Here is a 23,006-nt window from a genome sequence, read left to right as displayed (position 1 = left end):
GGCGCAGGTCCCCGGCGGTCCCGTGAGCGCCCTGTCGGCCGGGCAGCTGATCTCCGAGCGCTACCAGCTGGACCGGCGGATCGCGGTCGGCGGGATGGGCGAGGTCTGGGAGGCCTCCGACACCCGGCTCGGGCGCAGCGTCGCGGTGAAGGTCCTCAAGGCGGAGCTCTCCGACGACCCCGAGTTCCTGCACCGGTTCCGCATCGAGGCCCGTACCGTCGCCTCGCTGGACCACGCCGGGATCGCCGCCGTGCACGACTACGGCGAGGACGACAGCCCCACCGGCGGCGGGCGCACCGCCTACCTGGTGATGGAGCTCGTCCGGGGCGAGCCGCTGTCGTCGCGGATCGGGCGCGGGCCCATCCCCGCCGACGAGGCGCTCGACATCCTCGAGCAGGCGGGCCGGGCACTGTTCGCCGCGCACGAGCGCGGGTTCGTCCACCGCGACGTCAAGCCCGGCAACATCCTGCTGCGCACCGACGGCGTCGTGAAGCTGACCGACTTCGGCATCGCCAAGGCCGCCGACGCCGTCCCGGTGACCCGCTCCGGGATGGTGATGGGCACCGCCCACTACATCGCACCGGAGCAGGCCTCCGGCGAGGAGGCCGGGCCGTCCGGCGACGTGTACTCCCTGGGCATCGTCGGCTACGAGTGCCTGGCCGGAGTCCGGCCGTTCCGCGCCGAGAGCGCCGTCGCGGTGGCGATGATGCAGGTCCGCGACGACCCGCCGCCGCTGCCGGACGAGATCCCCGAGCGGGTCCGCGAGCTGATCTCCTCGGTGCTGGTCAAGGACCCCGAGCAGCGCTACACCGACGGCGCCGAGTTCGCCGACGCCGTCGCCGCGGTCCGGCGTGGGCACCGGCCGCCGCCGCCCGGCATCCCCGCCCCCGGCGGGTACGCGCCCGACTTCCGCGGCGACGACGGCAGCGGCGCGCGCCACTCCCTGCAGGAGAGCGGACCGGGGACCGGCGACGGCCCGTCCGCCGGCGGCCCCGACACCGCCGACCGCGGCCCGCGCACCGGCGACCCCGGCCCCGACGGCGCCCGCCGCAGCGGGCCGGACCAGGGCGTGTCCCGCCCGGTCACCGGCCCCTACCCCGGCGCCGGGCCGGGCCGGCCGCAGGGACCGCGCACCCCGGGCGGCACGCCGTCCGGATCCGGGCCGGTCCCGGTGCCCCCCGGCTCGCCGCCCTACGGCGCCCCGCTGCGTCCGCCGCACACCGGGCCGCACGCCGGCGGTCCGGCCGCCGGCCGTCGTCCGGGCGGGCCACCCACCGGGCCCGGGTTCCCGGGGCAGCAGCGCTCGGCGCCGACGCGTCCACCGGTGCGCCGCAACGCCTCCGCCGACCGGATGCCCGAGCTGCACCCGTCCGGCCCGCTCGATCTGGGCCCGCAACGGTCCGGCCGGGCGAAGGCGTGGCTGGCCGTGCTGTTCGTGGTCCTGACGCTCGCCGCCGTACTGCTCGCAGTGATGATCTTGAGGGGTGTCTCGCCCGACGACATGCGGCCCGGGTCACTGGGGGTCGCGCCCGGTACCGTGGCGACCGCGGCCGGCCCCCCGGCCGGGTCCACGGGACCGGCGGTCCCGGCAGAGCCGTTCGCCGTCCCCCGTGCCCAAGATCGACCGGAGGTGCCCGGTGATGTCCCGGTGATCCCACCGAACGGTCGCTCCGGCGCAGATGCCGCCCGTACGGGACCGGCAGTGGGCGCCGACCGGCATGATGAGCACGCCTCCGACGGACTCGATGAGTACGGGAACCTGAACCGATGACGACACCACGACTGCTCTCCGAGCGCTACGAGCTGGGCGACCCGCTCGGCTACGGCGGCATGTCCGAGGTCCACCGCGGCCTCGACACCCGGCTCGGCCGGGACGTGGCGGTCAAGGTCCTGCGGGCCGACCTGGCCCGCGACCCCCAGTTCCAGCTCCGCTTCCGCCGTGAGGCGCAGAACTCGGCGTCGCTGAACCACCCGGCGATCGTCGCGGTGTACGACACCGGCGAGGTCGAGTCCGAGTTCGGGACGCTGCCCTACATCGTCATGGAGTTCGTCGACGGGCAGACGCTGCGCGAGATCGTCAAGACCTCCGGCCCGATGACCCAGCAGCGGGTCGTCGAGGTGATGGCCGACGTCTGCGCCGCGCTCGACTTCTCGCACCGGCACAACATCATCCACCGCGACGTGAAGCCCGCGAACGTGATGATCAACGGCGTCGGCGCGGTCAAGGTCATGGACTTCGGCATCGCCCGTGCACTGGGCGAGGGCCAGAACGTCACCCAGACCGCGGCCGTCATCGGCACGGCGCAGTACCTGTCCCCCGAGCAGGCCCGCGGCGAGGCCGTGGACGCCCGGTCGGACGTCTACGCCGCCGGCTGTGTGCTGTTCGAGCTCCTGACCGGCGAGCCGCCGTTCACCGGGGACACCCCGGTCGCGGTGGCCTACCAGCACGTGCGGGAGGACCCTCGGGCCCCGTCCCAGCTGAACCCGTCGGTGCCCCCGGCACTCGACGCGGTGGTGCTCAAGGCGCTCAGCAAGAACCCGGCCAACCGCTACCAGTCGGCCGCCGAGATGCGGGCGGACCTGATCCGCGTGCGCAACGGCGAGCCGGTGCACGCGCCGCTGGTCATGAGCGAGCACGAGCGCACGCACATGATGGCCCACGACGGCGCGACCCAGGCCATGGCGACGCGCCGGCTCGACGCGGGCGGCCCGGCCACCGGCCGGCACACGATGCCGCCGCACCACCCCGACTACGGCGACGACGAGCGTCGCGGAGGGGGCCGCAAGGCACTCCTGTGGGTCGTCGCGCTCGCGGTGATCGGGCTGCTCGGCTTCGTCGGCTTCCAGTTGTTCTCCTCCTCGGGCCCGGACCAGGTCTCGGTGCCCGACGTACTCGGCCAGTCCCCGGACCAGGCCCGGCAGACCATCACCCAGGCCGGACTGCTGTTCTCCCAGCAGGACCAGCCGTCGGACGTCGCGCAGGTCGGCAAGGTCGTCCGGACCGACCCCGGCGGCGGCAACCAGGTCCCCGAGAACAGCCGGGTGACGGTCTACGTCGGCAGCGGGCCCGCGCAGGTCACGGTGCCGAGCGTCGAGGGCCTGTCCCCGGACGAGGCCGAGGCCAAGCTCCGGGCGGCCGGCCTGCAGGTCGGCGGCCGTACCGAGCGCGACACCAGTGACTCCAGCCAGGTCGGCAAGGTGATCACCTCCGACCCGGGGCCGGGCCAGCAGGTCTCGGGCAACACCGCGGTGTCGCTGGTGGTGGGTCGCAGGCAGCAGACGGTCGCCGTGCCCGACGTCGCGGGCCAGTCGGCCGACGCCGCCCGGACGACACTGCAGAACGCCGGTTTCCAGTCGATCTCCACGACCGAGGTCGACAGCAGCAGTTCGGCCGGCCAGGCGGTCGGCACGAACCCGTCGGCCGGGACCCGGGTCGCACCCGACCAGACCATCACCATCCAGATCAGCCGCGGGAACCAGAACCAGGTGCCCAACGTCGTCGGCCAGCGTGTCGACAGCGCGATCAGCACGCTGCAGGAGGCGGGGCTGAGCCCGTCGATCCGTCAGGTCGACGTCTCGGACTCCTCCCAGAACGGCGTCGTGCTGCAGCAGAGCCCGTCCGGCGGATCCGAGGCCTCCAGCGGCCAGACCGTTACCCTCACCGTGGGCCGCTACTCCGGTGGCAGCAGCAGCGACGGGGACAACAGCGGCAACAGCGGGTTCCCGTTCAACTGACCATCCTTCCGGGAGGAACCGTGCGCGTCCTCGTCGTCGACAACTACGACAGCTTCGTCTACAACCTGGTCCACTACCTGGCCCAGCTCGGCGCCGACCCGGTGGTCCGGCGCAACGACGAGGTCGAGCTGGACGAGCTCGACGACGTCGGCGCCGTCCTGCTCAGCCCCGGTCCGGGCACCCCGGAACGGGCCGGTCGCAGCGTCGAGGTCATCCACCGTGCCGCGGAGCGCGGCACCCCGCTGCTGGGGGTGTGCCTCGGCCACCAGGCACTGGCCACCGCCTGGGGCGGGGTCGTGGAGCGGGCGCCCGAGCTGCTGCACGGCAAGACCTCGGAGGTCTTCCACGACGGCACCGGTGTGCTCGCCGGGCTGCCCTCGCCGTTCACCGCCACCCGCTACCACTCGCTGACGATCCCGCCCGACGGTCTGCCGTCGGAGCTGGAGGCGACCGGGCACACCGAGACCGGCCTGATCATGGCCGTCCGGCACCGGGAGCTCCCGATCTCCGGCGTGCAGTTCCACCCGGAGTCCGTGCTGACCGAGGGCGGACACCGGATGTTGGCGAACTGGCTGCGCCAGGCCGGCTACTCCGTACCGGAGGACCTGGTCGTTCGGCTCTCCGCCGAGATGGCCGGGCTGGTCGCCGGGGTCTGACGGCCGCTCCGCACCGCCCGACGTCCCCGTGACGTGTGACGCCTGTGCCCCCGGGATGCCCCGGACGGCGACGCGGCCGCGCTACCGTGGTGGCGGATCTGTCCGGGTCGCCCCGTCCCCGACCACGGCGCCCCGTCGCAGGTCCCGCCCCCGGCCGGCGCACCGGCCGGACCCGTGTCCGACTCCGACAGGCGATGAGGTCAGATGCCGAAGTCGAAGGTCCGCAAGAAGGCGGCCTACACCCCTCCCCCGGTCAGCCGCACCCCGCAGAAGGTCGCGGGGCCGACGCACCCCGCCTACATCGCCGTCATGGTCGCGATGTGGATCCTCGGTCTCGCCTGGCTGGTGATCAACTATCTGGCGGGTCCGTCCATCCCGTTCATGCTCGCGCTGGGGAACTGGAACTTCATCATCGGTTTCTCACTCATCGTGATCGGCCTTCTCATGACCATGCGGTGGCGTTGACCAGCGGAAATACACGGATGTGAGTTGTCCACCATGTGGATGGAGCCTGTGGACAACGTCGCATGACCACGCAGGGTGATCGACTTCGGTGGTCGACGCCGGTGGGCACGGTCGTCGCACTCTGGGTGCTGGCGGTCGCCGCGACCGGCTGGTCGGTCGCGGTGATCGTCTCCGGGGCGGAGGCGGCCGGCGCGCTCGTCGCGGGTGTCGCGGCGCTCGGTCTCGCCCTGGCCGCGGCCTCGGGGACCCGTGCCCGGCCCCGGCTGGAAGCCGGTCCCGAGGGGCTGACGGTCCGCAGGCTGACCTGGACCCGGCACGTGCCCTGGAGCCGGGTGGACGACCTGCGCCTGCTGCGGACCCGCAGGCTGGGCCGCGAGTCGGTGCTGCTGGAGCTGGAGCTGCGCGACGTCGACGACCACGAGCGGCTCGTCATCCTCGGCCGGGCCGAGCTGGGCGCGGACCCGGTCGACGTGTTCGACGACCTGTCCGCCCTGCGTCCGGGACACCGCCCCGGCGACGCCGGCCCGACCGTTCCCTGACCCGCGCCCGGCGCCTCCACGGACACCGCGGCTCGCCCGGTGCACCGCCGCGGCGGGGGACGACTCGCGACGGTGCCGCTCGCCGCGTGCGGACCGCGCCGGCAGCTCGGGGCCCCACCCCTGGCGACGGCGGGTCGGGGTCAGACGCCGGCGACCGCGAGCAGCCCCGCGGCGCGCACCACGATCAGCACGACCGCGAGTGCGGTCAGCCCGGAGACCGCCAGCACCTGGGTCCGCCTGCGCTGCGGGGACCCCGTCCCGAGGTGGACCAGCGCCGCGGTGACCGCGGCGCCGAAGACCAGCCCGCCGAGGTGCCCCTGCCAGGAGATGCCCTGGATGCTGAAGCTGATCACGGCGTTGATCGCGATGAGGGCGACGACCTGCCCGGTCGGCAGCTTCAACCGCCGCAGCAGGACGAACAGTGCCCCCATCAGCCCGAAGACCGCACCGGAGGCACCCGCGGTCAGCCCGTTGGGAGCGCTGAACAGCATGACCGAGGCCGCGCCGCCGAGCATGGACACGCCGTAGACGGCGACGAACCGGGCCCGCCCCAGCACCGTCTCGACCTCACGGCCGATGATCCACAGGGCGTACATGTTGAACGCCAGGTGCAGCGGGCCGATGTGCAGGAAGCCCGAGGTGATGATCCGCCAGTACTCGCCGTCGGCGACCAGGAGCGGAACGAGCCCGCCGGCCTCGAACAGCGGCGACCGGAAGTTGGACATCACGCTGCCCGCCGTGACCGCGGTGATCACGTAGACCACCACGTTCGCGACGATCAGCCCGGGGACGACCACCGGCTTCCCGGTACGGCTCGCCCCGGCGACGGTGCGTCGTCGCGGGGTCGTCCGTGCGGCCTCGGCGAGGCAGTCCACGCAGTGCTGACCGACCGGGGCCGGCTGCAGGCAGGCGGGGCAGGCGGGCCGGTCGCAGCGCGAGCAGGCCAGCCCGGTGGGGCGGTCGGGGTGCCGGACGCACACCGTCGCGCCGCCGGGGCCGGGCGGGGCGCCGGGCCCACCGCCCGGGCCGGTCTCCCCGGATCCGTACGGCGCAGGTCCGTACGGCGCGGACCCGTAGGGCGTCTGCCCGTGCGGCGCCGGCCCGGGACCGCCCGGCGGCGGCCACTGGGGCTGCGGGTAGCCGGGCGGCGCCGGGTAGTACGGCGTGCCCGCGGGGCCGGGGGATCCCGGCCCGCCCTTGGGCTCGCCGGATGCCCCGGATCCGCTGCTGTCGGGTCGTCCGTTCACCACGGCCGGTCCACTCGGTGGTCGGAGACCTGCGGGGTCAGGACCGCTCGATCTCGATCTTCTCGATGACCACGTCGGTCAGCGGCCGGTCGGCCTGGCCGGTGGTGGTCTGGGCGATGGCGTCCACGACGGCCCGCGACTCGGCGTCGGCGACCTCACCGAAGATGGTGTGGCGCCGGTTCAGGTGCGGGGTGTTGCCCACCGTGATGAAGAACTGCGAGCCGTTGGTGCCCGGCCCGGCGTTGGCCATGGCCAGCAGGTAGGGCCGGTCGAACTTGAGGTCCGGGTGGAACTCGTCGCCGAACTGGTAGCCCGGGCCACCGCGACCGGTACCGGTCGGGTCGCCGCCCTGGATCATGAAGCCGCTGATCACCCGGTGGAAGATCGAACCGTCGTAGAACGGCCCGGAGTCTCCGCCGCTGGCGTTCGGGCCCGTGTAGTCCTTGCTGCCCTCCGCGAGGCCGACGAAGTTCGCGACCGTCTTCGGCGCGTGGTCGCCGAACAGCACGACGCGGATGTCGCCCTCGGAGGTGTGCAGGGCGGCCGTCGTCTTGGCGTTCTCTGGTTCCGTCACGACTACCATCGTGCCAGTAAGCAGCCGCATCCGTGGGAAGCAGGTCCGGAACATGAGTGCCGAGAGGAAGCGGGCCCGTGCCCGCAAGGACGCGACCGAGGCCGTACGCACCTTCGCCGACGCCGGCCGGATCACCGGTGGCGCGGTCACCGACGCCGTGGCCGGAGGGGTCTCGACGCGTCTGTCCGACCTGTCCGACGTGGTGTCCGGCTCGGTGCACGACGCCCGCCACGCGCTGGCCGAGATCGTCGAGCCGACCCCGGTGCGGGTGCGCCGGGCCCCGTGGATCGTGGCCGTCCTGCTGCTGACCGCGGCCGCGGTGTGGGGCTGGGCGACGGTCCTGAAGCGCGAGCGCGAGGTGGACCCCGGGACCCCGGTCCCGACGACCCCGCCGGCCGACGACCAGATCCACGGCAAGCCGATCGGTCAGGGCAGGTCGCAGACGAACGGCCACTGACCGCAGGGCCCGTCCCGGAACGGGCGGGTCAGGACGGGCGCAGCGTCCGCAGGAAGCCGGTCACGGCGGCCTCGTAGCCGTCGGGATCGGCGTTCCAGCTGCCGGTGTGCTCGGTGCCGGAGAACTCCCGGTAGGTGACCGGCCAGCCGTGCTCCGGGGCGGTCGCGGCGAGGTCCCGGCTCAACGAGACCGGGACGGCGGTGTCGGCGTCGCTGTGCAGGACGAGCGTCGGGGGGCGGATCGCGGGCGGACGCCGGACCAGGTCGAACCGGTCGAGGTCGATCCCGATCCGGCGTGCGGTGAACCGGGCCGCGACCCCGGCCAGGGTCGGGGGGAGACCGCGGTTGCGGGCCTGCCGGCGCAGCGTGCGACGCCAGTCGAGCAGCGGCGCGTCCCAGACCACGGCGTCGACGAGGTCGGCGTGCGGGGACCGGTCGAGGAACGCCCCGCCCACCGCGGCCCCCATCGACCAGCCGACCAGCACCAGCCGGCGCGCGCCGTGGACCAGGGCGTAGGCCGCGGCGGCGTCGACGTCGCGCCACTCGGTGTCGCCGAGGTGCGAGCGCCCGTCCGGTGACTCCGGGGCGGTCCCGTCCCCGCGGTAGCTGACGACGAGCTGGGTCAGGCCGGCCGCGTGCAGCGCGGGCAGGATCCGCAGTGCCTCGCGTCGGGTCCCGCCACGGCCGTGCACGCACAGCGCCCAGGTGTGCGGGTGCCCTCCGGCCGGGGCGGGGATGCGCCAGGCCGGGGCCGGCCCGAGGTCGGTGGGCACATCGACCTCGTCGAAGGGCAGCCCTCGTGCGGACGGGTCCGGGTCGAACGGGCCGGCGTCGAGCACGGCGGGGCCGATCGCGGGGACCGGGCCCGCGCGGAGCTCACGGACGACCGTGCGGCGCCCGCGGTCGAGGACCGGACCGACGACGGCCAGCCCGGCCGGGCCGCGCAGTCCCCACACACCCGGCTGCGCGGACAGCCGGGTCCGTGCCAGCTCGACGGTGCCGTCCCCGGTGGCGACGACCCGCTCGGGCAGCCCCGGGCGCGGCGACGGGTGCAGCAGGATCGTCGAGTAGTGCCAGCCGATCACGGCCGCGGCGGCGCCTCCCGCACCGCCCAGGACCCCGGCCAGCGCGCCCGCGACGGGCACCGAAGGACGAACGGAGTGGCGGACGGAGGGGCTCGGCGCGCGCACGCACTCATCCTGCTCCCCCGCGTACGAGCGCCGCGAGTGGACCACCGGAGGCATTCAGGAGCGACGAGCACTCGCCCGTACGTGCGAGACCCCTCTCAGGTTGCCACTCGTACGGGTGAAGATCAGCGTCGATCGACTGCGCACCGCAACCGCTTGATGTGGATCTCGTTGTCCCCCGGCGAGGGTCGTCCGTCGACCCTCCGCTCCCCCGATCCCCCTTGGAAGGACGTGCGCATGAACTCGCTCGCCCGTACCGCCCTGCGGCTGTCCCTCACCGGCGCCGGCATCGCCGCGCTCGGCGCCGGTCTCGTCGGCCAGGCCTCGGCCGCCGAACTTCCCGAGCTGCCCGAGCTCCCGGCCGCCCCGGACACCTCCGCCCTGACCGACGCCGCGGACAGCCTCCCCTTCGGCGAGCTGCAGGTCCCGGACGCCGATGCCCTCGGTCTGCCGGAGCTGCCCTCGACCGACTCGCTGCCGAGCGCGCCGTCGCTGCCCGGCACCGACGACCTGCCCACCGCCACGCCGCAGGCCGCGGACGTCGCGTCGGAGCTGCCCTCGGCCGAGGACGCCCCCGAGCTGCCGTCCACGGACGACCTGCCCGAGCTCCCCTCGGTGGGCGACGCCGGCCTCCCGTCGGTCGACGACGCGGGCGCGCTGCCCCTGTTCGAGGTCCCGGCCGTCATGCACATCGAGGCGCCGACCGGCTCCTGACGTCGGTCCGCGGGTGCCGGACCCCCGACCGGCACCCGCGACCACGCCCGTCCGGTGTCCCCGACGACCGGGGCACCGGGCGGGCGCTCGTGTGCGGACTCAGGGGCGGCTGTGCCGCGGCCGCGGCGGCGGCGCCGGGACCACCGGCGCGCGGACGAGGAGCTCGTAGCGGTCGAAGGATCCCTCGTCGTCGACGACGTGGCGCAGGAACCGGAACCCGGCCCGCCGCGCGACCCCGACCGATGCGGTGTTCTGCGGGTCGACGTCGATCGAGATCCACCGCACGTCACCACGTTCGCCCAGGTAGCGGGCCGCGAGCCGGACCGCGCGGGTCGCGAGGCCGCGACGGCGGTACGCCGCGTAGACGCCGTAGGACAGACCGGCCCGGCCCCCCGCGGGGTCGAGGTCGACGTCGATGGTCCCGGCGAGGACGGCGCCGCCGTCCACCCGGATCCCGAAGCTCAGCTTCGGCCCGTCGTCGGCCCAGCGTTCGATCGCACGACGGACGTGGGCGCGGGCGGTCGCCGGGGTCGCGGGTGCGCCACCGAGCCAGCGGACGATCTCGGCGTCCTCACCCGCGAGGTGGGCCGTCACGTCGTCCCAGCCGAGCGGGCTGAGGACGACGACGCCGTCCGCCAGCATGTTGGAGGGACGCGACACGGGACCATCCTGCCCCAGACGTCGCCGTGCGTGATCGGGTACTCCCCTCCGGGGTTCCCCGTCAGGACGACGGCGCCTCGCGTACCCGGTAGCGCATGAGGAGCGTGTCGTCCCCGGTGACGATGCTGACCAGCTCCAGGCGCGCCGGATCCATGCCGGCGCCGCGGGCGATCCGCCCGGCCTCCCCGGAGACGAGGAACGGAGCGAGGGTCAGCCGCAGCTCGTCGACCAGGCCCGCCTCGGCCAGGCTGCCGAACAGCGCGGGGCCGCCCATGCAGTTGATCCGGCGCAGCCCGCGCTCCCCCAGCGCGGCGACCGCGACGGCGAGGTCGACCGACTCGTCGCCGGTGAGCACGACCTCGGCGCCGGCGTCGGTCCACCGGCCGCGCAGGTCCGCGGGGACCGCCTCGCAGGTCAGCACGATCGTGGGGACCACGGTGTCGGTCAGCACCGGCGCCGACGGATCGAGGGACTTCCCCGACGAGGTGACGACCGCCGTCGACGGCAGCTCCGACAGCCCGAAGCGGCGGCGCCGGTCGTCCATCCGGTCGTTGTGCTTGACGCCCGTGAACCCCTCGGCGGTGGCCGTCCCGGCCGCGACGAGCACGACGTCGGCCAGGTCGGTCCCGAGGTCGAGCACCGCGCGGTCGGGCGGGGTGGACAGCCCGGCCGAGCTGCCCCGGACCTCGACGGCCCCGTCCGCGCTGGACACGAAGTTGACCGACAGCCGGAGCCGGTCGTCCGGGTAGGCGTAGAGCCGTTCGAGCTGCTCGGTCGACAGCGGCCCGGCGTCGGCCACCGGGAAGATCTGGTGGATCGTGCTCACGCGAGCAGTCTCACCGCCCGCGAGGGATTCCGCTCGCCACGAACGGTGGCGACCATCTCGCAGGTCTCCCGGGTGGCCCGGGCCTGGTGGGCACGCACCATGGCGACGCCGCGGTCGGCGGCCAGCGCCGTCGCGGCGAGGGTGCCGGTCAGCCGCTCCTCGAGCGGCACGGCCAGGGACTCGCCGACGACGGTCTTGTTCGACATCGCCAGCAGCACCGGCCAGCCGGTCGCGACCATCTCGTCGATGCCGCGCAGGACCTGCAGGCTGTGCAGGGTGTTCTTGGAGAAGTCGATCGCCGGGTCGATGAGGATCCCGCCGGCGGGCACGCCCGCGGCGACGGCCTTCTCCGCGAGCGCGACGGTCTGGTCGATGACCGTGCGCAGGACGTCGGTGTAGCGCGGCCGGTGCGGCTCGGTGCGCGGGTCGACGTGGTCGGTGTGCGCGCTGACGTAGCCCGCGCCGTACCGGGCGGCGACGTCGAGGATCCCGGTGTCGGCGGCCGCCCAGTTGTCGTTGACCAGGTCGGCGCCCGCCGCGCAGACCGCATCGGCGGGTCCGGCGCGGAAGGTGTCGACCGAGATCGCGACGTCGGGGAACGTGTGGCGTGCCCACTCCACGGTCGGCACGACCCGGTCGATCTCCTCCTGCTCGGTCACCTCGGCACCCGGGCTGGCCGGCACACCGCCGATGTCGATGACGTCGGCACCCTCCCGGACCACCGCCGTGATGCGGTCCCGGGCGGCCTGCTCGGCGAAGGTGACCCCGTGGTCGTAGAACGAGTCGGGGGTCCGGTTGACGATCGCCATGACCATCGCCCGGTCCCGGTTCCAGGTACGTCCACGGAACGTCACGCTCGGCACGTGGTCTCCTCACAGCACGGACGGGCCCGCTGCAGGACCCGGTTGGATCTCCATCCTGCCCCGGGGCCCGGCGTGCGTGCCCACCCCGACGGTCATCGGTCGCGCGCGTGGTCCCGCAGCGGCGGCTCGGTGGCCCCCGCGGCCCGGTCGCGATGCCGGTCGCGACCTGTCCCGGCAGCCGTGCCTCGAGCCCGTCACCTTCTCGTCGATGAGGCGAAAAGCACGATGCGCGCGACGGAGCCACGTACCGCACGGCCGTCCGGTCCGGTCCGCCGATCGTCTGGGCGGACCGGACCGCCGAGGTCACGACAGGTGCTTCCCGGAGATCGCGCGGGCGATGACGAGCTGCTGGATCTGCTCGGTGCCCTCGAAGATGTCGTAAATCTTCGCGTCGCGGTGCATCCGCTCCACCGGGTGCTCGCGCGAGTAGCCCGCGCCGCCGAGGATCTGGATGGCCCGCTCGGTGGCCCACACCGCGACCCGGCCGGCCTTGAGCTTGGACATCGACCCCTCGCCCGCGGTGAACGGGACGTTGTTGCGCCCCATCCACGCGGCCCGGTGCACGAGCAGCCGGGCGGCGTCGATCTCGGTCTTCATGTCCGCGAGGGTGAAGGAGATCGCCTGGTTCTCGATGATCGGGCGGCCGAAGGCGACCCGGTCCTTGGCGTACTCCAGGGCGTACTCGTAGGCGGCGCGGGCGATGCCGATCGCCTGCGAGCCGACCGTCGGACGGGACAGCTCGAAGGTCTGCATCGCGGCGGAGCCCGTCGACTTCTCCCCCGACCGGGCGCGGGCGAGCCGCTCGTCCAGCTTCTCCTTGCCGCCGAGCAGGCACGAGCCGGGGAGCTTCACGTCGTCGAGGAAGACGTCCGCGGTGTGCGACGCGCGCAGACCCATCTTCTTGATCTTGCGGGTGGACTCCAGGCCGGGGGTCTTCGGCGGGACGACGAACGCGGCCTGCCCCTTGCTCCCCAGCGCGGGGTCGACGACGGCCTGCACCACGTGGATGTTCGCGATGCCGCCGTTGGTGGCCCAGGCCTTCTGGCCGGTGAGGGTCCACTCGTCCTTCGCCTCGTCGTAGACGGCGCGGGTACGCATCGCCGAGACGTCGGAGCCGGCTTCGGGCTCGGACGAGCAGAACGCTCCGACCTGCGGCTCGGAGGCGTCGCCGTAGCACTGCGGGATGAACTCGACCATCTGCTCGGGCGTGCCCGAGGCGAAGATGCCGGCCACCGCGAGGGTGGTGCCGAAGATCGCCATGCCGATGCCGCCGTCGCCCCAGAAGAGCTCCTCGTTGACCAGCGGCATGGACAGGCCGGTCTCGTCACCCCAGAAGGAGGCGAGGGTCTCGAAGTTGTAGAGCTCGATCTTCGCGGCCTCCTGCAGGATCGGCCACGGGGTCTCCTCGCGCTCGTCCCACTCGGCGGCGGCCGGGCGCACGACGTCGGCGGCGAAGCCGTGCACCCACTCCTGCAGCTCGCGGTGCTCCTCGGACAGTTCGAAGGAAGTCATCTCAGCTCTCCGCTGGTCGGTCGCGGTTCTCGTCAGGCAGACGGGATCTGGAACATCTTCTGCAGGGCGGTCGCGAAGCCGACGTCGCCGGAGACCTTGAGCTTGCGCGTCATGAACAGGGTCACCGGGTTGGCGTTGTTCGTCGCGACCTTGAGGAACTCGGTGCCGGGCATGGTCAGCGCGGTGCGGGGGTCCTCGTCGGTGCCCTCGGTGACCGTGCAGGTGCCGTTCTGCATCACGGTCTGGAAGCTGTCGACCGTCGAGCCGTCCTTGATGTGCCAGTGCACGACCTGCCGGTTCCCGGTCGCGCCCTTGGACGAGTAGAACTCGCTCATCCGGCCGAAGATCGCCTCGAGCACCGGTCGGCGGACCTCGGACGACATCACGGTCGCCAGCTGCTGCTTCGACGCGGTCTTGACCAGGCGGGCGAACAGCGACGGGTCGACGTTCTTCGCGTTCCCGTCGCGCAGAGCCGTCCCGAGCGTCGCGATCAGCTGCTCGTCGGACAGGGACTTCGGGTCGACGCTGCGACCCAGCTCGTTGATGTCGACCGTGTCGGCCATCGCTCGTTCCACCTCGCCGTGGTTCACACAAGTGTCCGGTACTCGCCGTACCGGCTCGGGACGAGGCGTACTTTACGCAGCAGTAGCTAAGCTGTCGAGATGGCATCTGCACCCCGTCGCAGGCTCCCGCCCGCGCAGCGCGAGAAGCAGGTCCTCGACGCGGCGGTGCGCGTGTTCTCCCGGGACGGGTTCCACGACGCGTCGATGGACGGCGTCGCCGACGAGGCGGGGCTGTCGAAGCCGATGGTCTACACGCACGGCGGGGGCTCGAAGGAGGAGCTGCTGCGGCGGTGCATCCGCCGCGAGGCCGACCGACTGCTGGAGTCGGTCTCCGGAGCCGCGGCCGGGGCGCCGGTCGACGCCGAGGTGCGCCTGCACCGCGGTCTCCGGGCGTTCTTCGCCAGCGTGACCACCCACCGCGACGGCTGGTCGGTGCTCTACCGCCAGGCCCGCACCGGCGCGCTCGCGGACGAGGTGCACGCGGCACGCACCCGGATCGTCGACCGGGTGGCGCGGCTGCTGGCGGCCGAGCTGGCCGTCCCCGCGGGCGTGGACCCGGCGACGGTCACCGCCCCGCTCGCGGCGGCGCTGGCGGGCGCGGCCGAGGGACTGGCCGACTGGGCGGGCGACGGCGCGGACCCCGACGACCTCGCCTCGACGTTGATGACCCTGGTCTGGCCGGGACTGGAACGCCTGCGCGGGTGAGCCGCCGGCGCCACCGTGCGGTCAGCCCTCCGTCGCCGGCCGCGTCACGAGTCGCCGGGTGCGGTCCGGCAGCCGGTCGACGATGCGGCCGATCCGCTCGGTGGTGCCCTGCAGCGGCGCGAGCGCGTCGGCCAGCACGCCGATCTGCCGGTCGAGCGCGTCGATGCGGGCCGCGACCGAGCGCAGGTCCGGGGCGACGGCGGTCAGCTGGCTCGCGGCCTGCGCGAGGTTGACGTCCAGGGCGGCCAGCCGCGGGGTCCCGTCGGCAGCGGCGTCGGCGACGGCCGCCGCGATCCGCCGGACGGCGCCCTGGTCTCCGGTGGCCGCGGCCAGTGTCGCGAGGTCCTCGCGTACCGTCGCCAGCGCCCGCAGCGGCTCGACCGCCCCGGCGAGGGCCGCGAGGTCACCGGGGGTGCGGGCGAGCTCCTGCAACGGTCCGACCGCCTCGGCCAGACGTGCGAGGTCGGCCCGGGTCGCCGCCAGCTCGTGCACCGCGGGGACGGCGCCGGTGAGGCTCTCCAGGTGCTCGCGCGCCGCGGCCAGCTCCCGCAGCGGCTCCACCGCGCCGGCCAGCTGCGCCAGGTCGGCGCGGGTGGCGGCGAGCTCCTGGAGCGGGGCGACGGCGTCGGCGAGGCGCTGCAGCGACGTGACGGCCCCGGCGAGCGCGGCGAGGTCACCCGCGGCCGGTGCCAGCTCCCGCAGCGGTGCCGCGGCGCCGGCCAGCTCGTGCAGATCCTCGCGGACCGCGGCCAGCTCGGTCAGCGGTCCGACCGCCGCGCTCAGCTCGCGCAGCGACTCCACCGCCGTGCCCAGCTCGGCCAGCGGCCCGACGGCAGTGGCGAGCTCACGCAGCGCGTCGACCGCGCCCGCCAGCTCCGACAGCGGCCCGACGGCCCCCGCCAGCTCCCGCAGCGAGGCCACCGCCGCGCCGAGCTCGCGCAGCGGCCCGACCGCGGCGGCCAGCTCGTGCAGGTCGCTGCGGACGGCGGCGAGCTCCCGCAGGTCCTCCCGCACGCTCGCCAGGTGGTGCAGGTCCTCCCGCAGCCCGGCGAGCTGGTGCAGGTCGTCGCGGGCGCCGGCCAGCTCGCGCAGCGGTCCGGCGGCTCCGGCCAGCTCGACCACGGCCGCGGTCAGCCGGTCGATCCGCTCGACGGTCACCGGGTCATCCCACAGTGTCACGACCCGGCCGAGCACGTCGTCGAGCACCGGGGCCAGACCGGTCAGCGCGGCGTCGACACCGGCGATGCGCCGCGGGAGCGCGGCGACCTCGGCCGCCACCGACGGCATGGCCTCGACCGCACGCGGGGCCTCGGCCAGCCAGCCGGGCAGCCGTCGACCGATCTCCACGGCGGCGCCGACCGTGCCGAGGGCGGCGCCGATCAGCGTCCCGGTGACGCCCGCGGGCGACCAGGAGCTCGGGAGGGGCTGCTTCGCCATGGGTCTCCTCCGGCTCACGGGAACGTGCTCGGACCAGCTTCGCAGATCCGGCGACCCGGGGTGCCGCGCGGCAGCCCTCTCAGTAGGACGCGTCGTCCACCCGGGCCGCCGCGTCGCCGCCGGCGTCGCGGGCCGCCGCGTCGTCGAGGATCGTGGCGGTGCCGCTGGTACCGAAGCGGGTGACGCCCGCGGCGTGGAAGGCGAGCACGGTGTCGAGGTCGCGGACCCCGCCGGAGGCCTTGACCTGCACCTGCGGTCCGACGGTGGCGCGCATGAGCGCGAGGTGCTCGGGCGTGGCACCCCCGCCGGCGAAACCGGTGGAGGTCTTCACGAAGGCGGCGCCCGCCGACTCGGCGGCCCGGCAGCCGGCGACCACCTCGTCGTCGGACAGCAGGGCGGTCTCCAGGATCACCTTCACGACGCGGCCGTCGGCGGCCTCGACGACGGCCCGGATGTCGGCCTCGACGTCGTCGGTCAGGCCGCTGCGCAGCCGGCCGATGTTCAGCACCATGTCGAGCTCGACGGCACCGTCGGCGATCGCCTGCCGCGCCTCGGCGACCTTGGCCGCGGTGCTGGTCGTGCCGTGCGGGAACCCGATCACGGTGCCGACGGCGACGCCGGTCCCCGCGAGCCGGGCGACGGCGTGCGCGACGTCGGACGGGCGCACGCAGACGGAGAAGATGCGGTAGCGGGCGGCGACGTCGAGCTGGGCGTCGACCTCGGTGCGGGTCAGCTCGGGCTTGAGGATCGCGTGGTCGATCATCCCGGCGATCGCGGCGGCGGAGAGGGTCGTAGCGCTCACGGTGGTCCTTCGGGTCCCGGCGGGAGGATCGCCCCCGCGGGTGGTCGGCGGTCGGATGCGAAGGCTACGCGCCCGGGCCGCCCCCGATCAGCACATGCGGCGACGGCCACCCGCTGCGATGCTGGTCGGACGCCCCGGAGATCCCGGGGGCGGAAAGGGGCCGACCATGGCGGACGACGACCGCTCCGCTCCGGATGCCGCGCACGCCGCCGTTCCCGGGCCGACGTTGCGGTTCGAGCAGTCCAGCCACCCGGCGGGCGCCACCGTGCTGCACGCGATCGGCGCCATCGACGACGACACCTCGCCCGATCTCTGAGTCGAGATGGGCATCTGGTCCGAGGCGGGCCCCGAACTGATCCTCGACCTGTCCCGCGTGGACTTCCTGGGGACGGCGGGGCTGAACTCGCTGCTCCAGTCGCGCGACATGATGGGTGCCGAGGGCAAGCGACTGCGGGTGCACTGCGGGTCGAGCCGGCCCGCGCGGCGCGCCCTCCAGGTGACCGGCGCGATGGACCTGTTCGACGTCGTCGACCGGATCCCCGAGGAGCCGGTCCCGTCCCGGAACATGCTGTTCGGCGTACCGGAGCCGGACGTGCGGCTGAACGGTCAGCGCCGCTCGAACGAGGGGTAGCCCGCGACGCCCTCGTCGTCGCAGGCCCGCAGCACGCCCGCGACCCCGCCGGGCACCGCGTACGGCGCGACCGGCTCCGCCGGGCACGACAGCGCCTCGATCGTCGACAGGCCGCCGGCGTCGAGGTCGCCGATCGCCCGGTCCACCCACTCGACCTGTCTCTGCAGGCAGGCCGCGTCGTTGCCGTACCCGAGGGTCGGCGCCAGCGGCGCGAACAGGTTCGGGAAGCCGGGGTGCGCGAGACCGAGCAGGCCCGGCCCGGTGCCGAGCAGCCGCCCGTCGCGTCCGACGACGTCGATCCCGGCGCGGGTCGCGGTCGGGTCGAACCCGGTGGCCAGCACGATCGCGTCCAGCCCGACGACGGTCCCGTCGGCCAGCTCGACCCCCTCCGGCCGGATCCGTACGACCGGGTTCCGCCCGACGGGGACCACCTCGACGTCGTCGCGGTGGAAGGTCTCCAGCCAGCCCTGGTCGGTGGCGACGGGGCGCAGGCCGTAGTCGTCGCCGTCCGGGACCAGCGCCGCCGCGAGACGGTCGTCGCCCAGTCGCGCCCGCATCCGGTCGCGGACGACGGCGGCCGCCGCGGCCCGCAGCGCCGGGTCCGACGCGAACCCGGCGAGCCGGGTCGGGTGCAGCGACAGCGGGTCCTCGTCGTAGGCGGTCCCCAGGCTGTGTAGTCCTCTGTGGACAGATGGGTGCACGGTGCCCGACACCGTGGACCGGACCGCCTCGCGCATCGCGGGCAGGCGGTCGCGGTAGGCCGCGCGCTCCGGCCAGCCGTACATCGGGTTGGCCGCGGGCAGCACGAAACGCGGGGTCCGGGCCAGGACGGTGACCCCGCCGACCCGGCCGGCCAGCGCCGGGACCAGCTGGACCGCGCTCGGCCCGCAGCCGACGACACCCACCCGCAGCCCGTCGAACTCGGGCCCGCGGGCGGGCCACGCTCCGGTGTGGACGACCGGCCCGGCGAAGTCCGACCGGCCGGGGACGGCGTCGGTGCGGGGCGCGGTGAACGCGCCCGTGCAGCGGACCAGGAACCGTGCCGACAGCTCGCCGTCGCCGGTGCGCACCCGCCAGCGCCCGCCGTCCCAGCGGGCGGCGGTGACCGGTGTGGACAGTCGCAGGTCGCGGTGCAGATCGAGCCGGTCGGCGACGAACCGCAGCCAGCGCAGCACCTCGTACCCGGCCGGGAAGCGCTCGCTCCAGCCCCAGTCGCGGTACAGGTCGTCGGAGAACAGGTACTGGTACGCCGCGCCCTCGGTGTCGATGCGGGCACCCGGGAACCGCTGGTGGTGCCAGACGCCGCCGAGCTCGGGGGCGGCGTCGACACAGGTGACCCGCAGACCACGCCGGCGCAGCAGGTGCAGCGCGTACAGCCCCGCGACCCCGGCGCCGACGACCACGACGTCGTGCTCGTCCTCCACAGGCCCAGCGTGGCCGATCCCCGACGCCGCCGGACCGACCTGTCTCAGATCGACACGCGATGCCCGAGGAGAGAACGCCTCCGGGGACGGGGTCAGCGCGTGGGGAGCTCGGCCCACACCCGCTTGCCGCCGCCGCGGGTGTCGCAGCCCCACGACTGCGCGACGGCGTCGACGAGCTGCAGGCCGCGCCCGCGCGCCGCCCGCACGTCGAGCGGCTGGAGCAGCGGGCTGCCGGAGTCCTCGTCCTCGACCTCGATCCGCAGGGCGTCCCCGGTCCGGACCAGGGTCAGGCGGAACGGGGTGCGGGCGTGGTCGACGACGATCGCGACCAGCTCCTCGACGACCAGCATTGCGTCGGCGAGGCTGCCCGGGGCGAGGTCCCAGCCGGTCAGGACGCGTTCCGCGGAACGCCGCGTCTCCCGGCCGACCCCGGCGTGCGGGACGTGCTCGGTGACGACCCGGTCGGCGTCGACGGCGGCGGGCTCCTCGACCTGCACGACGACGACACCGGCGTCGTCGCTGAGGTGGCCGCCGCAGTGTGCGAGGGCGGCGCCGGTGAGGGCGCGCGCGATCGTGTCGGCGTCGGCGCCCGGGACGAGCGAGGCCAGCGTGCGCCGGGCACCCTCCTCCTCCAGCTGTTCCCAGTGCCCGCGCACGTGCGCCTCGGTGATGCCGTCGGTGTAGAGCACGAGGCTGTCGCCCGGCGCGAGGGTGACCGTCTCGTGGGCCACCATCGGCGTGGTGCCGATACCGAGCACCAGCCCGCCGCCGCCGTGGAACTCGGCGGTGCCGTCGGCCCGTCGGACGAGGACGGGTGGGTGGCCGGCCGAGGCGAGGTCGGCGTGCCAGGTGCCGGAGGGACCGCGACGCAGCGACGCGAGCGCGGCGGTGACGAAGCTGATGCGGCCGTCGAACCAGACGTGCAGGACGTCGTTGACGGTGCGGAGCACGGCGACCGGGTCGTCCTCGACGTGTGCGGCGGTACGCGTGGCCGAGCGGGCCAGCGCGGTCGTCCGGGCGGCGGCGGAGCCCTTGCCCTGGACGTCGCCGATCACCACGGCGACGCCGTCCGGGGTGGGGACCGCGTCGTAGAAGTCGCCCATGACCTCCACACCGGAACCGCCCGGCAGGAAACGGGCCGCGATGTCGATCCCGGGCAGCCGCGGGGGCCGTGCGGGCAGCAGCGACTCCTGCAGCGTCCGGGCCAGCGTCTCGGCCTCGGCGGCGTGGCGGGCGGCCGCGAGCGCCTGCCGCTCGGTCTCGCGCAGGGCCAGGCGCAGCGCGATCTCGCCCTCGACGGCGTCGGCCAGGGTCCGGATGGTCTCGCGGTGCAGCGGGGTCCACTCCCGGGCGACGACGTCCATCGCGCAGAGATTGCCCACGACCTGGCCCGCGGGGTCGCGCACCGGTACCCCGAGCCAGGCGGCCGCCCCGAACTCGGTGATCAGGCTCAGGTCGCGCAGCCGCGGCTCGGCCTGCACGTCTCCGGCGCAGATCTCCCCGTCGGACTCGACGACGACCTTGCACCCACTGTCCTCGACGGGCGCCGACCAGACTCCGTCCGGCCCGACGATCCGTGCCGGTTCGGGCGTGCCCTTGAGGAAGGTCCGGACCTCGTCGACGACGGTCAGCATGACCGCCGGGGTCCCGAGGACCACCGAGACCAGCCTGGTCAGCCGGTTGAACGCCTCCTCCGGCCCGGTGTCGAGCAGCCGGGTGGCGCGGACCGCGGCCAGCCGGGCAGGCGATTCCAGCGGCGACGGTGCCGCGACCGTGACCGCGACGGGATCCGACACCAGGCTCATTCACGTGATCCTCGCACCGCATCGCGTCGGCGTCCCGTCGGTGTGCCGAGGAATCCAGGCGATCGTCAGTTGTGACGATGCGGTTCAGCTCGCCGATCCGGAGTGGAGCCGGGCGGCACACCGGGTCAGGTGGTCCCGTTCGGCGGTGGAGGACGCCAGCGCCGCGGCCTCGGCGTAGAGACGTGCGGCCGTGGCCCGCTCCCCCGCGCGTTCGTGGAGGTGGGCGCTGACCGCGGTCCAGCGGGGCAGCGTCGGGTCGAGGTCGGCGAGTGCCGCCAGGCCTGCCCGTGGCCCGTCGGCCTCCCCGACCGCGACGGCGCGGTTCAGCCGGGCGACCGGGCTGCCGGTGAGCCGGACCAGCTCGTCGTACCACTCGACGATCTGGGGCCAGTCGGTCTCCTCGGCCGCCGGCGCGTCGGCGTGCAGGGCGGCGACGGCCGCCTGGGCCTGGAACTCCCCCAGCCGGTCACGGGCCAGCGCGGCCTGCAGCACCGCCACGCCCTCGGTGATCAGCGCGGTGTCCCAGCGGCCACGGTCCTGCTCGGCCAGCGGCACCAGCTCGCCGGCCGGACCGGTCCGGGCGGCGCGGCGGGCGTGGTGCAGCAGCATCAGCGCGAGCAGGCCGGCGACCTCGGGATGGTCGACCGACGCCGCGAGACGCCGGGGCAGCCGGATCGCCTCCGCGGCGAGGTCGACGTCGCCGGAGTAGCCCTCGTTGAACACCAGGTAGAGCGTCCTGAGGACGGTCGCGACGTCGCCGGGTCGGTCGAGCCGCTCCCCCGCGACGGTGCGCTTGGCGCGGCTGATCCGCTGCGCCATCGTCGCCTCGGGCACCAGGTAGGCCGCGGCGATCTGGCGGGTGGTGAGCCCGCCGACGGCCCGCAGGGTGAGCGCGACCGCCGACGACGGCGACAGCGACGGGTGCGCGCAGAGGAAGTACAGCTCGAGCGCGTCGTCGTGGTCCGACGCCGGACCCGGCACCGGCTCGGCCTCGGCCCGCTCCTCCCGGCCACGACGCGCGGTCTCCGACCGGGTGGCGTCGAGGAAGCGGCGCCAGGCCACCGCCACCAGCCAGCCCTTCGGGTCCCGGGGCGGGTCGGCCGGCCAGGTCCGCAGGGCCTCGACCAGGGCGTCCTGCACGGCGTCCTCGGCCGCCGCGAAGCCCACCCCGCGACGGCCGAGGATCCCGAGGACCTCCGGTACGAGACCGCGCAGCAGCGCGGCGTCCATGCTCACTCCGTGACGGTCGGCGGGGCCTCGAGGAACGGGCGCAGCTCGATCCACTCGTGGATCGGCTCCCCACCGGCACCGGGCGCCGCCGACAGCACACCGGTCACCTCGACGGCCCGCTCGTAGCTGTCGACGTCGATGATCATCCAGCCGGCGACGAGGTCCTTGGTCTCGGCGAACGGACCGTCGGTGACGGGCGGGCGGCCCTCGCCGTCGTAGCGGACGAAGGTGCCCTCGGGAGCGAGCGCCTGGGCGTCGACGAACTCCCCGGAGCGCTTCAGGTCCTCCGCGAGGTCCTGCATGAAGCGGATGTGCGCGGTGACCTCCTCGGGCGCCCAGCGGTCCATCGGCACGTCGTTCTTCGGGGCCGGGGCTCCGCGGTAGTGCTTGAGCAGCAGGTACTTGGCCATGGTGGATCTCCTCGGTGCTCGTCGCGGCCCATCCTGGCCGCGTTCACCCCGGGGACGGAACCGGACGCACGTTCTCGACACCGCCGCTCGATTTTTCTTCTACCCGTCAGTAAGTTCCGCACATGATCAGAGCGACGTCCGTCCGCACCGTGTCCGCGACGCCCGAGGCGGTGTGGTCGGTGCTGTCCGACCACGAGGGCATGTCGACCTGGGCGCCGGGCCTGAAGGTGGAGATCACCCGGGCGGGCGAGCCGGAGCCGAACGGGGTCGGGACGGTGCGCAAGGTCGGGATCGGGTCACCGGGGCCGATCGTCGAGGAGGTCACCGCGTTCGAGCCGGGGCGACGGCTGGGCTACCGCGCGATCGCCGGGGTGCCGCTGAAGAACTACCGGGGCGAGGTCACGCTGCGACCGGTCGGCGCCGGCACCGAGATCACCTACGCCGTGGAGGCCGACAAGCGGCTGCCCGTCGGGGAGGCGTTGCTGGCCAAGGGACTGTCGAAGGTGTTGCTGTCCGGGCTGGTGCGCGGGATCGGCGCCGGGCCGCGCTGACCACCCTGGCGTCG

General features: G+C 74.4%; 25 protein-coding genes. 11 read left to right on the top strand and 14 right to left on the bottom strand.

The window, feature by feature from the left end; genetic code table 11:
• Nucleotides 1-22: 22 nt before the first annotated feature.
• From Ae331Ps2_RS34205 to Ae331Ps2_RS10335, 5 genes are all read left to right on the top strand, one after another.
• Nucleotides 23-1,771, top strand: a complete 1,749-nt coding sequence (locus Ae331Ps2_RS34205) for a serine/threonine-protein kinase (RefSeq protein WP_369804860.1) — start codon at nucleotides 23-25, stop codon at nucleotides 1,769-1,771.
• Nucleotides 1,768-3,735: a Stk1 family PASTA domain-containing Ser/Thr kinase gene (gene pknB, locus Ae331Ps2_RS10350; protein ID WP_075309241.1), complete on the top strand. Its 1,968-nt coding sequence runs from the start codon at nucleotides 1,768-1,770 to the stop codon at nucleotides 3,733-3,735. Before Ae331Ps2_RS34205 ends, pknB begins: the two co-directional genes overlap by 4 nt.
• 20 nt (nucleotides 3,736-3,755) lie before the next feature.
• Nucleotides 3,756-4,391 carry an aminodeoxychorismate/anthranilate synthase component II gene (locus Ae331Ps2_RS10345; RefSeq protein ID WP_075309243.1) on the top strand — a complete coding sequence of 212 codons (636 nt, stop codon included), beginning with the start codon at nucleotides 3,756-3,758 and terminating at the stop codon, nucleotides 4,389-4,391.
• Between the two features lie 204 nt (nucleotides 4,392-4,595).
• Nucleotides 4,596-4,856, top strand: coding sequence for a cell division protein CrgA (gene crgA / locus Ae331Ps2_RS10340; RefSeq protein WP_020626195.1), 261 nt, complete (start codon nucleotides 4,596-4,598; stop codon nucleotides 4,854-4,856).
• Between the two features lie 101 nt (nucleotides 4,857-4,957).
• A complete protein-coding gene (locus tag Ae331Ps2_RS10335; protein ID WP_084786224.1) occupies nucleotides 4,958-5,395 on the top strand; it encodes a PH domain-containing protein in 438 nt (145 codons plus the stop codon).
• Nucleotides 5,396-5,535: 140 nt separating this feature from the next.
• On the opposite strand, the gene Ae331Ps2_RS10330 is transcribed toward Ae331Ps2_RS10335, so the two are convergent.
• Both Ae331Ps2_RS10330 and Ae331Ps2_RS10325 read right to left on the bottom strand, forming a co-directional pair.
• A complete protein-coding gene (locus tag Ae331Ps2_RS10330) occupies nucleotides 5,536-6,642 on the bottom strand; it encodes a rhomboid family intramembrane serine protease (RefSeq protein WP_249265620.1) in 1,107 nt (368 codons plus the stop codon).
• A 37-nt stretch (nucleotides 6,643-6,679) separates the two neighbouring features.
• Entirely contained in the window at nucleotides 6,680-7,225 is a 546-nt protein-coding gene (locus tag Ae331Ps2_RS10325; protein ID WP_075309249.1) for a peptidylprolyl isomerase, read from the bottom strand.
• Nucleotides 7,226-7,268: 43 nt separating this feature from the next.
• On the opposite strand from Ae331Ps2_RS10325, the gene Ae331Ps2_RS10320 reads away from it, so the two are divergent.
• Entirely contained in the window at nucleotides 7,269-7,673 is a 405-nt protein-coding gene (locus Ae331Ps2_RS10320; RefSeq protein WP_075309251.1) for a hypothetical protein, read from the top strand.
• Nucleotides 7,674-7,701: 28 nt separating this feature from the next.
• Here Ae331Ps2_RS10320 and Ae331Ps2_RS10315 read toward each other — a convergent pair whose 3' ends face one another.
• A complete protein-coding gene (locus Ae331Ps2_RS10315) occupies nucleotides 7,702-8,817 on the bottom strand; it encodes a S9 family peptidase (protein ID WP_249265227.1) in 1,116 nt (371 codons plus the stop codon).
• 279 nt (nucleotides 8,818-9,096) lie between these two features.
• On the opposite strand from Ae331Ps2_RS10315, the gene Ae331Ps2_RS10310 reads away from it, so the two are divergent.
• The gene (locus Ae331Ps2_RS10310) at nucleotides 9,097-9,573 is read left to right on the top strand and encodes a hypothetical protein (protein ID WP_020625150.1); all 477 of its coding nucleotides are present in this window, start codon (nucleotides 9,097-9,099) and stop codon (nucleotides 9,571-9,573) included.
• A 99-nt stretch (nucleotides 9,574-9,672) separates the two neighbouring features.
• On the opposite strand, the gene Ae331Ps2_RS10305 is transcribed toward Ae331Ps2_RS10310, so the two are convergent.
• The 5 genes from Ae331Ps2_RS10305 to Ae331Ps2_RS10285 all read right to left on the bottom strand — a co-directional run bounded on the left by Ae331Ps2_RS10305 (nucleotide 9,673) and on the right by Ae331Ps2_RS10285 (nucleotide 13,997).
• Complete coding sequence (locus Ae331Ps2_RS10305) at nucleotides 9,673-10,233, bottom strand: GNAT family N-acetyltransferase (RefSeq protein WP_083702511.1); 561 nt, start codon at nucleotides 10,231-10,233, stop codon at nucleotides 9,673-9,675.
• A 61-nt stretch (nucleotides 10,234-10,294) separates the two neighbouring features.
• Nucleotides 10,295-11,059, bottom strand: coding sequence for a dihydrofolate reductase family protein (locus Ae331Ps2_RS10300; protein ID WP_083695427.1), 765 nt, complete (start codon nucleotides 11,057-11,059; stop codon nucleotides 10,295-10,297).
• Complete coding sequence (folP, locus tag Ae331Ps2_RS10295) at nucleotides 11,056-11,922, bottom strand: dihydropteroate synthase (RefSeq protein WP_139318875.1); 867 nt, start codon at nucleotides 11,920-11,922, stop codon at nucleotides 11,056-11,058. Before folP ends, Ae331Ps2_RS10300 begins: the two co-directional genes overlap by 4 nt.
• A 303-nt stretch (nucleotides 11,923-12,225) precedes the next feature.
• Nucleotides 12,226-13,434: an acyl-CoA dehydrogenase family protein gene (locus tag Ae331Ps2_RS10290; RefSeq protein ID WP_075309255.1), complete on the bottom strand. Its 1,209-nt coding sequence runs from the start codon at nucleotides 13,432-13,434 to the stop codon at nucleotides 12,226-12,228.
• Between the two features lie 32 nt (nucleotides 13,435-13,466).
• Entirely contained in the window at nucleotides 13,467-13,997 is a 531-nt protein-coding gene (locus Ae331Ps2_RS10285; protein ID WP_060713774.1) for an SCP2 sterol-binding domain-containing protein, read from the bottom strand.
• A gap of 99 nt (nucleotides 13,998-14,096) precedes the next feature.
• Between Ae331Ps2_RS10285 and Ae331Ps2_RS10280 the strand changes: the two genes are divergently transcribed.
• The gene (locus tag Ae331Ps2_RS10280; RefSeq protein WP_043279680.1) at nucleotides 14,097-14,702 is read left to right on the top strand and encodes a TetR/AcrR family transcriptional regulator; all 606 of its coding nucleotides are present in this window, start codon (nucleotides 14,097-14,099) and stop codon (nucleotides 14,700-14,702) included.
• 21 nt (nucleotides 14,703-14,723) lie between these two features.
• Here Ae331Ps2_RS10280 and Ae331Ps2_RS10275 read toward each other — a convergent pair whose 3' ends face one another.
• Entirely contained in the window at nucleotides 14,724-16,139 is a 1,416-nt protein-coding gene (locus Ae331Ps2_RS10275; protein WP_075309257.1) for a hypothetical protein, read from the bottom strand.
• A 79-nt stretch (nucleotides 16,140-16,218) separates the two neighbouring features.
• Complete coding sequence (gene deoC, locus Ae331Ps2_RS10270; RefSeq protein ID WP_020625415.1) at nucleotides 16,219-16,941, bottom strand: deoxyribose-phosphate aldolase; 723 nt, start codon at nucleotides 16,939-16,941, stop codon at nucleotides 16,219-16,221.
• A 166-nt stretch (nucleotides 16,942-17,107) separates the two neighbouring features.
• Here deoC and Ae331Ps2_RS31915 point away from each other — a divergent pair, with 166 nt between their 5' ends.
• Together Ae331Ps2_RS31915 and Ae331Ps2_RS10265 are read left to right on the top strand one after the other, a co-directional pair.
• Nucleotides 17,108-17,257, top strand: a complete 150-nt coding sequence (locus Ae331Ps2_RS31915) for a hypothetical protein (RefSeq protein ID WP_170918303.1) — start codon at nucleotides 17,108-17,110, stop codon at nucleotides 17,255-17,257.
• A 6-nt stretch (nucleotides 17,258-17,263) separates the two neighbouring features.
• Nucleotides 17,264-17,572: an STAS domain-containing protein gene (locus Ae331Ps2_RS10265; protein WP_075309259.1), complete on the top strand. Its 309-nt coding sequence runs from the start codon at nucleotides 17,264-17,266 to the stop codon at nucleotides 17,570-17,572.
• Here Ae331Ps2_RS10265 and Ae331Ps2_RS31910 read toward each other — a convergent pair.
• The 4 genes from Ae331Ps2_RS31910 to Ae331Ps2_RS10245 form a co-directional block, all read right to left on the bottom strand.
• Nucleotides 17,548-18,996, bottom strand: coding sequence for an NAD(P)/FAD-dependent oxidoreductase (locus Ae331Ps2_RS31910; protein ID WP_158071550.1), 1,449 nt, complete (start codon nucleotides 18,994-18,996; stop codon nucleotides 17,548-17,550). The two genes, Ae331Ps2_RS10265 and Ae331Ps2_RS31910, sit on opposite strands and share 25 nt — an antisense overlap.
• Before the next feature lie 92 nt (nucleotides 18,997-19,088).
• Nucleotides 19,089-20,801: a SpoIIE family protein phosphatase gene (locus tag Ae331Ps2_RS10255; RefSeq protein ID WP_075309261.1), complete on the bottom strand. Its 1,713-nt coding sequence runs from the start codon at nucleotides 20,799-20,801 to the stop codon at nucleotides 19,089-19,091.
• 84 nt (nucleotides 20,802-20,885) lie between these two features.
• Nucleotides 20,886-22,031, bottom strand: a complete 1,146-nt coding sequence (locus tag Ae331Ps2_RS10250; RefSeq protein WP_075309263.1) for an RNA polymerase sigma factor — start codon at nucleotides 22,029-22,031, stop codon at nucleotides 20,886-20,888.
• Between the two features lie 2 nt (nucleotides 22,032-22,033).
• Nucleotides 22,034-22,441 (bottom strand): YciI family protein, encoded by a 408-nt coding sequence (locus tag Ae331Ps2_RS10245; RefSeq protein WP_075309265.1) that lies wholly within the window; start codon nucleotides 22,439-22,441, stop codon nucleotides 22,034-22,036.
• Nucleotides 22,442-22,563: 122 nt separating this feature from the next.
• Between Ae331Ps2_RS10245 and Ae331Ps2_RS10240 the strand changes: the two genes are divergently transcribed.
• Nucleotides 22,564-22,992: an SRPBCC family protein gene (locus Ae331Ps2_RS10240; protein ID WP_198932239.1), complete on the top strand. Its 429-nt coding sequence runs from the start codon at nucleotides 22,564-22,566 to the stop codon at nucleotides 22,990-22,992.
• The last annotated feature ends 14 nt before the right edge of the window (nucleotides 22,993-23,006 follow it).

It is taken from the genome of Pseudonocardia sp. Ae331_Ps2, from assembly GCF_001932405.1.
Taxonomy (GTDB): Bacteria; Actinomycetota; Actinomycetes; order Mycobacteriales; family Pseudonocardiaceae; genus Pseudonocardia.
The sequence above is the reverse complement of the archived record's forward strand: the minus strand, read 5'-3'. Positions and strand labels throughout refer to the sequence as shown.